This window comes from Sutterella megalosphaeroides (assembly GCF_003609995.1).
In the GTDB taxonomy this organism is placed as follows: Bacteria; Pseudomonadota; Gammaproteobacteria; order Burkholderiales; family Burkholderiaceae_F; genus Sutterella; species Sutterella megalosphaeroides.
Genome location: NZ_AP018786.1, coordinates 400,481 through 412,147 on the forward strand (window position 1 = coordinate 400,481; position 11,667 = coordinate 412,147).

12 protein-coding genes and 1 pseudogene are annotated in these 11,667 nt (G+C 65.2%); all 13 read left to right on the forward strand.

The window, feature by feature from the left end:
• Window positions 1-96: 96 nt before the first annotated feature.
• The 13 genes and pseudogenes from tyrS (at window position 97) to S6FBBBH3_RS02015 (ending at window position 11,640) form a co-directional block, all read left to right on the forward strand.
• Window positions 97-1,353 (forward strand): tyrosine--tRNA ligase, encoded by a 1,257-nt coding sequence (tyrS, locus tag S6FBBBH3_RS01955; RefSeq protein ID WP_120176178.1) that lies wholly within the window; start codon window positions 97-99, stop codon window positions 1,351-1,353.
• 7 nt (window positions 1,354-1,360) lie between these two features.
• A complete protein-coding gene (gene dtd, locus S6FBBBH3_RS01960; RefSeq protein ID WP_120176179.1) occupies window positions 1,361-1,807 on the forward strand; it encodes a D-aminoacyl-tRNA deacylase in 447 nt (148 codons plus the stop codon).
• A gap of 198 nt (window positions 1,808-2,005) precedes the next feature.
• A complete protein-coding gene (locus tag S6FBBBH3_RS01965) occupies window positions 2,006-2,614 on the forward strand; it encodes a YbhB/YbcL family Raf kinase inhibitor-like protein (RefSeq protein ID WP_120176180.1) in 609 nt (202 codons plus the stop codon).
• A 49-nt stretch (window positions 2,615-2,663) separates the two neighbouring features.
• Window positions 2,664-3,926, forward strand: a complete 1,263-nt coding sequence (gene glyA / locus S6FBBBH3_RS01970; protein ID WP_120176181.1) for a serine hydroxymethyltransferase — start codon at window positions 2,664-2,666, stop codon at window positions 3,924-3,926.
• 284 nt (window positions 3,927-4,210) lie between these two features.
• Window positions 4,211-4,642, forward strand: a pseudogene (nrdR, locus tag S6FBBBH3_RS01975) (transcriptional regulator NrdR); the annotation flags it as partial.
• Window positions 4,643-4,786: 144 nt separating this feature from the next.
• On the forward strand, window positions 4,787-5,992 hold the full coding sequence (gene ribD / locus S6FBBBH3_RS01980) for a bifunctional diaminohydroxyphosphoribosylaminopyrimidine deaminase/5-amino-6-(5-phosphoribosylamino)uracil reductase RibD (RefSeq protein ID WP_120176183.1): 1,206 nt from the start codon (window positions 4,787-4,789) through the stop codon (window positions 5,990-5,992).
• A gap of 3 nt (window positions 5,993-5,995) precedes the next feature.
• Window positions 5,996-6,613: a riboflavin synthase gene (locus S6FBBBH3_RS01985; protein ID WP_120176184.1), complete on the forward strand. Its 618-nt coding sequence runs from the start codon at window positions 5,996-5,998 to the stop codon at window positions 6,611-6,613.
• 228 nt (window positions 6,614-6,841) lie between these two features.
• The gene (ribH, locus tag S6FBBBH3_RS01990) at window positions 6,842-7,333 is read left to right on the forward strand and encodes a 6,7-dimethyl-8-ribityllumazine synthase (protein WP_120176185.1); all 492 of its coding nucleotides are present in this window, start codon (window positions 6,842-6,844) and stop codon (window positions 7,331-7,333) included.
• Window positions 7,334-7,336: 3 nt separating this feature from the next.
• A complete protein-coding gene (gene nusB, locus S6FBBBH3_RS01995; RefSeq protein ID WP_120176186.1) occupies window positions 7,337-7,837 on the forward strand; it encodes a transcription antitermination factor NusB in 501 nt (166 codons plus the stop codon).
• 190 nt (window positions 7,838-8,027) lie between these two features.
• Complete coding sequence (gene thiL, locus S6FBBBH3_RS02000) at window positions 8,028-9,026, forward strand: thiamine-phosphate kinase (protein WP_120176187.1); 999 nt, start codon at window positions 8,028-8,030, stop codon at window positions 9,024-9,026.
• Between the two features lie 40 nt (window positions 9,027-9,066).
• Window positions 9,067-9,594: a phosphatidylglycerophosphatase A family protein gene (locus tag S6FBBBH3_RS02005; protein ID WP_120176188.1), complete on the forward strand. Its 528-nt coding sequence runs from the start codon at window positions 9,067-9,069 to the stop codon at window positions 9,592-9,594.
• A gap of 87 nt (window positions 9,595-9,681) precedes the next feature.
• Window positions 9,682-10,224, forward strand: a complete 543-nt coding sequence (locus tag S6FBBBH3_RS02010) for a CinA family protein (RefSeq protein ID WP_120176189.1) — start codon at window positions 9,682-9,684, stop codon at window positions 10,222-10,224.
• A gap of 78 nt (window positions 10,225-10,302) precedes the next feature.
• Window positions 10,303-11,640, forward strand: coding sequence for a hemolysin family protein (locus tag S6FBBBH3_RS02015; RefSeq protein WP_120176190.1), 1,338 nt, complete (start codon window positions 10,303-10,305; stop codon window positions 11,638-11,640).
• The last annotated feature ends 27 nt before the right edge of the window (window positions 11,641-11,667 follow it).

Below are 11,667 nucleotides of genomic sequence, written 5' to 3' on the forward strand. Positions count from 1 at the left end.
TTCGGGCGTTGCCGTTTGCCCGCCCGACGGGCGAGCGAACCGCGCGGCGGCTCTCGGAGGGAGTCCCTGCGCCGATTCAACCGAAAGGAATTGACGATGACTGAGGAAAAGAAACCGTCGGCCGCTCCGCTCTACCCGGTGACCGACGACATCCGCGAAGCGATGGCTCTCATCCGCCGCGGCACCGACACCTTCCTGATCGAGGAAGAGTTCGAACAAAAGCTCGCCCGCTCGAAGGCGACGGGCGTGCCGCTGCGCTGCAAGCTCGGGCTCGACCCGACGGCGCCCGACATCCACGTCGGCCACACGGTGGTGCTCAACAAGCTCCGTCAGCTTCAGGATCTCGGTCACACGGTGATCTTCCTCGTGGGCGACTTCACGGCCGCGATCGGCGATCCTTCGGGCCGCAACGCGACCCGTCCGCCGCTCTCGCGCGAACAGATCGAAACGAACGCGCAGACCTACCTCAACCAGGCCGGTCTCGTGCTCGATCTTGATCGCACCGAAGTGCGCTACAACTCCGAGTGGTGCAACCCGCTCGGGTCCGTGGGCCTCATCCAGCTCGCGAGCCGCTACACGCTCGCGCGCCTTCTCGAACGCGACGACTTCGCGAAGCGTTGGGCCGAACAGGCTCCGATCGCGATGCACGAGCTCCTCTACCCCCTCATGCAGGGCTACGACTCGGTGGCGCTCAAGGCCGACCTCGAACTCGGCGGCTCGGACCAGCGCTTCAACCTCCTCGTCGGTCGCGAACTCCAGCGCCAGTACGGTCAGGAACCGCAGTGCGTGCTGACGATGCCTCTGCTCGTGGGTCTGGACGGCGTCGTCAAGATGAGCAAGAGCAAGCACAACTACATCGGCATCACGGACGCGCCCAACGACATGTTCGGCAAGGTCATGTCGATTTCCGACGACCTGATGTGGAACTGGTACGACCTCCTGTCGCTGCGCGGGAACGACGAAATCGCCCGCTTCAAGAAGGAATGCGCCGAAGGGCGCAATCCCCGCGACGTGAAGGTGCTTCTTGCCAAGGAAATCGTCACGCGCTTCCACAACGCGAGCGCCGCGGATGCGGCCGAAGCCGAATTCGTGAACCGCTTCCGTGCGGGCGCGATGCCGACCGACATGCCCGAAGTGACGGTCGAAGCTCCGGCGGGCGAAATCGGCATTGCGGCGCTCATCAAGGCGGTGAATTTCGCCCCTTCGAACAGCGAAGCCTTCCGCAACGTCGACGGCCGCGCCGTTCGCATCGACGGCGAAGTCGTGACCGACCGCGGTCTCAAGATCGCCGCGGGCGCGAACTTCGTGCTCCAGGTCGGCAAGCGCAAGTGGGCGCGCGTCACGGTGAAGTAAAAGCGCCGTGCGGATCGTACTTCAACGCGTAACCTTCGCGTCGGTCGAGGTGCGGGAACGCATCGTCGGACGCACGGACGGGGGCTTTCTCGCGCTCGTCTGTGCGGAGCCCGGCGACACGCCCGAGCTCGTCGCCAAGGCGGCCCGCAAGACCGCGAAGCTGCGCGTCTTTTCCGACGAAAACGACCGCATGAACCGCTCGATCCTCGATACGGGCGGTTCGGTGCTTGCGGTCTCCCAGTTCACGCTCGCGGCCGACTGCCTCTCGGGAAACCGCCCGAGCTTCTCGAACGCGGCCCCGCCCGACGAAGCGCGCGCTCTCTTCGACGCGTACGTCGAAGCGTTGCGCGCCGAAGGCGTGAAGACGGAAACGGGTGAGTTCGGCGAACACATGCGGGTGTCGCTTCTCAACGACGGCCCCGCCACGTTTTTGCTCGACTATCGGGCGCAGTAAACCCGACCGAAGCCCGCTTCCGGGCTTCGTACGCCGTACCCGTGCCGAACGCACGACGAAACGCCCCGATTCCGCAAGGACTCGGGGCGTTTCGCTTCTCGTCCTTTTGCGCCCCGACCTAGGACGATCGGCGTAGTCGAGTCCTCCTCCGGAGCCGCTACACTGAAAGGCGATCCTCACCAACCATCGGAGGCCTGCATGGAACTCTATTCGAAGACGCTCGCTCAAGGCGGGCGCATTCCCGAACGTTGCGCCTACGGGCGCCTCGGGGAATCGGGCGAAACCGTCCCGTCGGACAACCTCAATCCGCACCTCGCCTGGTCGAAGGTTCCCGAGGGAACGCGCGCCTACGTCGTGGCGTGCCTCGACGACGACGTGCCGACCGATTTCGGCGAACTCGTCGACGGGGAACTGCCCGCCTGGCAGCCGCGTCGCCGGTTCGTCCATTGGGTGCAGGCGAACGTGCCCGCCGAGGTGACGGAAATCGCCGAAGGGGCGCTTTCGAACGATTCGAAACTCGCGCCGGGCTTCGGCCTTGCGGGCGTCAACGACTACAGCCGGGGGAACCCCGTCGAGCCGGGTGCGGTCGGTACGGGCTACGACGGCCCCTGCCCTCCGGGGATCGATTCGCGTCACCACGTCTACCGCTGGATCGTGGCGGCGCTCGACGCCGAGCTTCAGTTGCCCGAAGTCTTCACGTGGAGCGACGTTGCCGAAGCGATGAAGGGGCACGTGCTCGCGTGCTCGGAATTGCAGGGCTTTTATTCGCTCAACCCGCGCCTGGCCGAACGCGCTGGGACGCATTGATTTTCCATTCCAACTTTTTCCCCGAGGCTCTCGGGAAAGGATGACTCCCATGTTCAAGACGTCGCTGGAAAACGAAGACGCCGAAGTCTGGCAGTGGATCGAGGCGGAACGACGCCGTCAGGAAGATCACATCGAACTCATCGCGAGCGAAAACTACGCTTCGCCCGCCGTGATGCGCGCTCAGGGGAGCGTGCTCACGAACAAGTACGCGGAAGGCTACCCCGGGAAGCGCTACTACGGCGGCTGCGAATACGTCGACGAAGTCGAAAAGATCGCGATCGAACGCGCGAAGCGCCTCTTTTGCGAACCCGCGGGCGTCGAAATGGCCGTGAACGTGCAGCCGCACTCGGGCGCGCAGGCCAATGCCGCCGTCTATTTCGGGCTCCTCGAGCCGGGCGACACGATTCTGGGTCTGTCGCTTGCCGAAGGCGGCCATCTCACGCACGGGATGCACCTCAATATTTCGGGCCGCTACTACCGTGCCGTTCCCTACGGGCTCGGCGCCGACGAAGCGATCGACTACGACGCGCTCGAGCGCCTTGCGCGGGAAGAAAAGCCCAAGCTCATCGTGGCGGGGGCGTCCGCGTATTCGCTCAGGATCGACTTCAAGCGTTTTGCCGAGATCGCGCACTCCGTGGGGGCGCTCCTCATGGTGGACATGGCCCACTACGCGGGGCTCGTGGCGGCCGGGGTCTATCCCACGCCCTTCGGTCACGCCGACATCGTGACGACGACCACGCACAAGACGCTGCGCGGCCCGCGCGGGGGCATGATCTTCATGCGTCCCGAGCTTGAAAAGAAAATCAACTCCGCCGTCTTCCCGGGCACGCAGGGCGGCCCCCTCATGCACGTCATCGCCGCGAAGGCCGTGGCGCTCGGCGAAGCGCTCACGCCCGAGTTCCGCAACTACCAGGCGGCCGTCGTCGAAAACGCCCGCGTGCTCGCGGAAACGCTCGTCGCGCGGGGTCTGCGCATCGTTTCGGGCCGCACGGAAAGCCACGTGATGCTCGTCGACCTGCGCCCGCTCGGCATTACCGGCAAAGCCGCCGAGACGCTCCTCAACGCCGCACACATCACGGTCAACAAGAACGCCATTCCGAACGACCCGGAAAAGCCCTTCGTCACCTCGGGCATCCGCCTCGGCACGCCCGCCATGACGACGCGCGGCTTCGGTCCCGAAGAGGTGCGCAAGACGGGTAACCTGATCGTCGACCTCCTCGAAGCGCCCGAAGACGAAGCCGTTCTCGAGCGCGTTCGCGCGGAAGTCGCGAAGCTCACCGCCGCGCATCCCGTCTACGGCGTGCCGGTCTGACGGGCGCCTCCTGCGATTCCCGGCGAGTCTCGTCGGGACGCTTGAGGGGCGTGTGACCGCAAGCCTCCTCAGGCCTCCCCAGGCGCCCCGACGCGACCGAAACCCTTTCCGAAGCGCGTTTGCGAAGCCCTTTCGCACGCGCTTCGGTCGCATTCGGGGGACGGGTTTCGAGGCACAGCCCATCCTAATTTTGGGGTTTTCACCCCGTCCGCGCACCACCCGTGGTATTTGACGGGGGCGATGCGCTAAACTTTCTCCGCCCCCTCAACCTCAGGAGCCTTCCCATGCGTTGTCCCTTCTGTCTTCACTCGAGCACGAACGTGATCGATTCCCGTGCTCCGGACGCCGGAGCCGTGATTCGGCGTCGGCGTCAATGCTCCAAATGCGGCAAACGCTTTACGACGTTCGAGCGCGTTTCCTTTTCGATGCCGTACGTCGTCAAGAAGGGCGGCGCCCGCATGGAGTACGACCGAAAGAAGCTCTGCGCCTCGATGGCGCTTGCACTCCGGAAACGCCCCGTTTCGCCCGATCGCATCGAAGAAGCGGTCGACCAGATCGAACGCGTGCTCGTTCTGACGGGCGAGCGCGAAGTTCGCGCGAGCCGCATCGGGGAGCTCGTCCTCGAGGCCCTGAAGCGCCTCGACATCATCGCCTACATTCGCTTCGCGTCGGTGTACTTCAACGTGAACGACCCCGAGAGCTTCGTCGAAATGATTCATCGCGCGGTTGCGGAACGTCAGCAGGCCGAAGAAGCGGAAAAAGCGGGCGAAGTCGCGGAGCCCCTGATCGACGAAGCGGGCGAAGCGGCGCTTGCGAAGGCCGACCGTTCCACGGGCCTCACGCGCGGGGTGAAGTAAGCGATGTGTGCGACGTGCGGCAAGAGCGATGCGACGGTCTCGGACGAGTCCGTCGACCTTAAGCCGTCGGGTTACGACGGCTTTTCGAAAGAATTCACCGAAGAAGACGTCCGCTGGATGCGCCTGGCGCTGGCCGAAGCGCAAAAAGCCAAGCGCATCTCGCCTCCCAACCCGTCGGTGGGGGCGGTGATTGTGCGCGACGGGCGACTGCTCGGCGCGGGCTTCACGCAGCAAACGGGCGGGCCGCATGCCGAAGTCATGGCGATGCGCGACGTCGAAGCGCGCGGCGAGACCGTCGAAGGCGCCACCGTCTACGTGACGCTCGAACCCTGCTCGCACTACGGCAGAACGCCCCCGTGCGCGCTGGCGTTGATCGAACACCGTGCGGCCCGCGTCGTGGTGGCGACGGGCGACCCCAATCCCAAGGTGGCCGGGCGCGGTCTGCGCATGCTCGAAGAAGCGGGCGTTGCGGTGACGTTCGGCGTCCTTTCCGACGAAGCCTACGAGACGAATTTGGGCTTCATGACCCGCATGACGCGCGGCACGCCCTGGGTGCGACTCAAGGCCGCCACCACGTTGGACGGCTTCATTGCGCTTCCCGACGGGTGCTCGCAGTGGATCACGGGCGAAGCGGCGCGCGCCGACGGGCACGCGTGGCGTGCCGTGGCGGGGGCGATTCTCACGGGAATCGGTACGGTGCTTGCGGACGACCCGCAAATGAACGTGAGGTTGCCCGGCGAAACCGCGGTGCGGCAGCCCCTGCGCGTCGTCGTCGACCGGCACCTCGAAACGCCGACCGGGGCGAAACTCCTTACGACGCCGGGCGGTCGAGTCCTCATCGTCACGACGAGCGAAGGCGCCTCGCACGTCGAGCGTCGCGCGGCCCTTGAAGCCGCGGGCGCCGAAGTGATCGTTCTCGACGACGCCGAGCGCGCGGGGTACGTGGACCTCGGGCGTTTGCTTATAGAATTGGCCAAACGCGAGGTGAACGAGGTTCACGTCGAAGCGGGAGCGGGGCTTTCGGGCGCGCTTCTCTCGGCCGACCTCGTCGACGAACTGCTTTGGTACGTGGCGCCCTGTGTTTTCGGCGCGGGGCTCTCGCCCCTGCGTCTTTCGCCGCCCGCGAGTCCCGGGGCGGCGCCGCGCTGGCGCGTGCGCGAGACCGCTCCCCTGGGCGGCGACATTCGCATTATTTGTAGGAGAAACTAAACGATGTTTACCGGCATTATTCAGGCCATCGGCAAGGTTCGCGAACCCGAGAAGCTCGGCAACGGCGTGCGTCTCACGATTCTGGCGCCCGACCTCGGCCTCGAGGACGTGAAGATCGGCGACTCGATCGCCGTGAACGGTGCCTGCATGACGGTGGTCGACAAGACGGACCGCGAATTCAAGGTGGACGTGTCGGCCGAAAGCCTCTCGAAGACGACGGGTCTCGACACGTTCGGCGAAGTGAACCTCGAAAAGGCCATGCGCCTCGGCGACCGCGTCGACGGTCACCTCGTTTCGGGTCACGTCGACGGCGTCGGTCAGGTCGAGTCGATGGAACCCGTCGCCGAATCCTGGAAGCTCGTCGTGCGCGCGCCGCGCAAGCTCTCGCCCTATCTCGCCTACAAGGGCTCGATCACGGTGAACGGCGTTTCGCTCACGATCAACTCGGTCGAAGACACGGCGCTCGACACGCTCGTCTCGATCAACCTCATCCCGCACACGGTCGAAGTGACGACGCTCAAGAACCTCAAGGCGCAGAGCTACGTCAACCTCGAAATCGACACCATCGCCCGCTACGTCGAGCGCATGATGGCCCTGAAGGACGAAGATTCGCTCTTCTGATCCTTCCGGCACGGGGGCCCGCGAGGCCCCCGAAGCGAAGACTCGGGTCGGGTTTGAGAACCCGACCCGTCTTTTTTGTCGGCGTTGCGCGTTTCGAGCGCCCGCAGGAAGGGCCCCGACGGTGCGACCGATGTAAAATACGACGATTCCGTGCGGCGCTTTCGTCCGCACGATGTTTCTTAGATTTCCTTCTCCCGACCCCGTCCGGGGTCACTCTTGGAGACCAAAATGGCTGTTGATATTGTTCCCACGTCCTTTGAAGGGGCGGAGCTTCGCATCGGTATCGTGGTGGCGCGCTTCAACGAGTACGCCGGCCGCGGCGAATTTGAAGCCTGCATGGACGAACTGCGCAAGCTCGGCGTCGTGGACGAAGACGTCACGAAGATCTCCGTTCCGGGCGCTCTTGAAATCCCGTTCGCCCTGCAGAAGCTCGCGGGCACGGGCGAATACGACGCGCTGATCGCTCTCGGTGCCGTCATCCGCGGCGAAACCTACCACTTCGAACTCGTCTCGAACGAGTCGGGCGCCGGCATCACCCGCATTTCGCTCGACTACGGCATCCCGATCGCCAACGGCGTGCTCACGACCGAAAACGACGAACAGTGCGAAGAACGCATCGACATGAAGGGCCGCGACTGCGCCCGTTGCGCCGTTGAAATGGCCAACCTCGCGAAGGAATTCGTGGCGGTCGAGTGCGACGAATCGGACGACGAGGAATAAGGGATGACGCAAGAGAAGGCTCATCGCAAGTCCCGCTCCGGTCGACACCTCGCCCGCGTCTTCGCGCTGCTCGGTCTCTACCAGTGGCTCTCAGATCAGGAACTTCGTTTCGCGACGATCGAAGCGAATCTCGAAGGACTCATGCACGACGAAGGCGAACAGCTCGAAGCGTGCGACATCCGTCCGAGCGACTTCGCGCACTGCGACCGCGACCTCTTCCGTGAACTGCTCTCGGGCGTGATCGCGAACGCCCAGTCGGTGCAGGAAGAGTTTGCGAAGTTCGTCGACCGCGACATGAAGCGCGTTTCGATGGTCGAACACGCGATTCTTTACGTCGGGACGTACGAGCTCATGCACTGTCCGCAGACGCCCTGGCGCGTGGTGCTCAACGAGTCGATCGAACTCGCGAAGGAATTCGGGAGCGGCTACCGCTTCACGAACGCCGTGCTCGAACACGTCGCCCGCGACGTGCGCGCCGAGGAGTGCGCCGAAGCCGCCAAGTAAGGGTTTCGACGCCGCGCCTCGTGCGGGGCAGCGACTTATCGGCAAAAAAGGGCCGCTCTTTGGAGCGGCCTTTTTTTTGCGAACGCGCGTCGTGCTTTTCCGTGAACCCCAAGGCGCCGCCCGGGCGCTAGACTTCACCCGAAACGCGGGGACGCACGGTCCCCCGCACGATTCGAACAAGGAGAAAACCATGCCTCAGGGCGGCGAATTCCAAATCATCGAGCGTTATTTCACGCACGAAGCCTTCGGAGCTTGGCGCAGTCGCGGCGTGGGCGACGACTGCGCGATCATCGACACCGGGGCGGGACGCCTCGCGGTGACGTGCGACATGATGGCGTTGGGCACGCACTTTCTGCCCGACGCGGATCCGGAGGACGTGGGCTACAAGGCGCTCGCCGTGAACCTCTCGGACCTTGCGGCCGCGGGCGCCGTGCCGCGTGCCTTTTTCCTTTCGATCGGGCTGCCGCGTCGCGATGACGGGTGGCTGGCCGATTTCTCGCGCGGCCTCATGCGGCTTGCAGAGCAGTCGGGGTGCGCCCTTCTCGGGGGCGACACGACGCGCACGGCCGAAGTGAAGGGGACGCGCGCCCCCGTGACGATCAGCATCACGGCCATGGGGGAACTCCCCGCGGGGCTCGGTCTCACGCGCGCGGGCGCGACCCCGGGCGACGACGTTTGGGTTTCGGGCACGGTGGGGGACGCCTACGCGGCGCTCAAATACCGTTGGGGCGAATGGGATCTGATGCCCGATGCGGTCGATGCGGTTTTGGCGCGCATGGATCGCCCGACCCCGAGGAACGCGCTCGGCGAAGCGCTTTTGCGTCGTGCGAGTGCGGCGGCCGACGTGTCGGACGGGCTCCTTGCGGACCTCGGGCACATTCTCGAGCGTTCGGGCGTCTCGGCCGAAATCGACTGGGAAGCGGTGCCCGTTTCGACGGCGCTGCGCTCGATGACGATCGCGCGGCAGCACGAAGCGGCCCTGACGGGCGGGGACGACTACGAGCTCGTCTTTACGGCGTCGCCCGAAAAGCGCGACGCCGTGCTTGAGGCGGGCGTCTTGACGGGTACGCCCGTCACCCGCATCGGGCGCGTGACGCCGCGGGCCGAAGGGCGCGTCGTCGTGCGTACCGCCGGGGGTCTCCCCGTCGAACTCCCGAAAGCGGGGTTCGATCATTTCGCCGAAAAGTGATTCGGCCCCCTGCAAGCCCCTTTTCCACCGAAGGAGTGACATGCTTAAAAAATACAGTTCCGAGAATCCCGCACAACGCGTGCGCCTCACGTGGCGTTTTGCCTGGTCGCACCTGGCGCACGTCCTCGCGACCTTTTTCGGAGCGGGCGCGATGCGGCCGGCTCCGGGCACCTGGGGAACGCTCGCGGGCATTCTCGTGTTCGCGCTTCTCTCCCCGTGGGTGTCGACCCTCGGCTGGGTGGTGTTCGCGGCGATTCTCACCGTAGCGGGCGCTTGGGCCGCTGACGTGACGGCCGAGCACCTGGGCGTCGAGGATCACGGCGGCGTCGTGATCGACGAGGTGGTGGCCGTGTGGCTTGTGGCGGCGTTTCTGCCGGCGGGCCTTGCGTGGTGGGTGGCCGCCTTCGCGGCCTTCCGGGTCTTCGATATCGTCAAACTCTGGCCCGTGTCGGTCCTCGACGAAAAGCTCAAAAACGGTTGGGGCGTCATGATCGACGACCTTTTCGCGGCGCTTTACGCCTGGGGTGCGATTCGCATCGTCGCGGAACTCGCGGGCCTCTGGCCCTGAGGTTGCGCGAACCGCACGGCCGGATAAGCCGAGATATTTCGTAGATAACAACAAGTTACGTGTGACTCATCGATTGAGGAGGTCGTCATGCCCGCACCGCTCATGCAACAGCTCGAACTCGCCGCATCGCTCTTGGGATCGATTGCCGCGGAACACCGTCACGTGATCGTCACGGCGGAAAGTCTGACGGGAGGCCTCGTCTCGGCGGCGATCACGTCGGTCGCGGGCTCTTCGGCCTGGTTCGACCGGGGGTTCGTGACATACGCGACGCCGTCGAAGACGGAATTGCTCGACGTGGATCCGGAGGTGATCGAGCGCGAAGGCGTCGTGTCCGAAGCCGTCGCGAAGGCCATGGCGCGAGGCGCCCTCGCACGCTCGCGCGCCACCCTCGCGGTGGCGCTCACGGGGGTGGCGGGGCCGTCGGGGGGCACGCCCGAGAAGCCCGTCGGCACGGTGTGCATCGGTTGGGGGGAACTTACGCCCGACGGGGACATCGTCACCGTGGCGCGCACGATTCACGTGCCGGGCTCGCGCGAAACGGTGCGTCAGGCGGCGGGTATCGTAGCGCTTCAGGGTCTGATGGCCTATATGGGCGGCACGAACCCTCGGCTGATGCCCTGCGAATACTAAAATCGAAAAGTCGTCGGCACGCGGCCGACGGCTTTTTTCGAATTCTCGGCGCTCTCTTCAAGGGGCGCATCGTCCTTTATGTCCAGCTGGTTCGACGTTTTTCTTCTGCTTGCCCTGATCGGCCTGAACGGTCTCTTCGCCCTGAGTGAAATTGCGCTCGTCACGAGCCGAAGGGCCCGGCTCCAACACATGGAAAACGAGCAGGTGCCGGGCGCCGCGCGGGCGCGGGAACTGAACGCCGAGCCGACGCGGGCGCTTTCCACCATTCAGGTGGGCATCACCTCGATCGGGATTCTTTCGGGCATCGTGGGCGAATCGGCCCTGGCGCGCCCCGTGGCCGACTTTCTGACGGACCTCGGCATGAGCCGGGAGACGGCCTCGGGGGTCGGGATCGTGCTCGTCGTCGTGCTCGTCACGTACTTTTCGATCGTGCTCGGGGAACTCGTCCCGAAGCGCATCGGCCAGTTTTACCCCGAGCGGCTCGCGTGCCGCGCGGCCGGTCCGATTCACGCGCTCTCGCTCGTGGCGGCGCCCTTCGTGAAACTTTTGAGCTTGTCGACCGAAACGATCCTCAGGCGCCTCGGTATCCGCGAGAACCCCGATGCGGGCGTCACCGAGGAGGAAATCCACGCCATGATCGACGAAGGGGAGGAAACGGGGATCATCGAGCGGGCGGAGCGCGACATGGTGCGCAACGTCTTCCGACTCGACGACCGTCAGGTGGGCTCCCTCATGACGCCGCGCGCCGACATCGAATGGATCGACCTGGAGGATCCGATCGAAGCGAACATGGAAAAGGTGCGCCGCTCGAACCGCTCGCGCCTTCCGGTGTGCGTGGGAAGCCTCGACAACGTGAAGGGCTTCTGCTCGACGCGTACGCTCTTGAAACAAATGATGGTCGACGGCCGGGCCGATTTCGGCAAGAATCTGATGGAGGTCTCCTACGTGCCCGAGTCGATCACGGGGATGGAACTGCTCGAACACTTCCGCCGCACGGATACGCCCGCGGCGCTCGTCGTCGACGAGTACGGCGAGGTGCAGGGACTTGTGACGCCGCGCGACGTTCTGGAGGCCATTGCGGGCGAATTCAAGCCCGAACAGCCAGGGGACGCCTGGGCGTCGCGCCGCGACGACGGTACGTGGCTTCTCGACGGGCTGATTCCGGTGCCGGAATTGAAGGACGTGCTCGACTTGAAGAGCGTGCCCGACGAGGCCATGGGGCGCTACAACACGCTTGCGGGCATGCTGATGCTGCTCTTGGGGCGCCTTCCCCGCGAGGGGGACCTCGCCGAATGGCAGGGGTGGCGCTTTGAAATCGTCGACATGGACGGGCGCCGCATCGACAAGGTGCTCGTGAGCCGTGCGGACCGTTCGGCGGCCGCGAAAAAATCGACCGACACCACCGATGCGACGTAACCGCGTCGCACGCAACAAAACAACGAG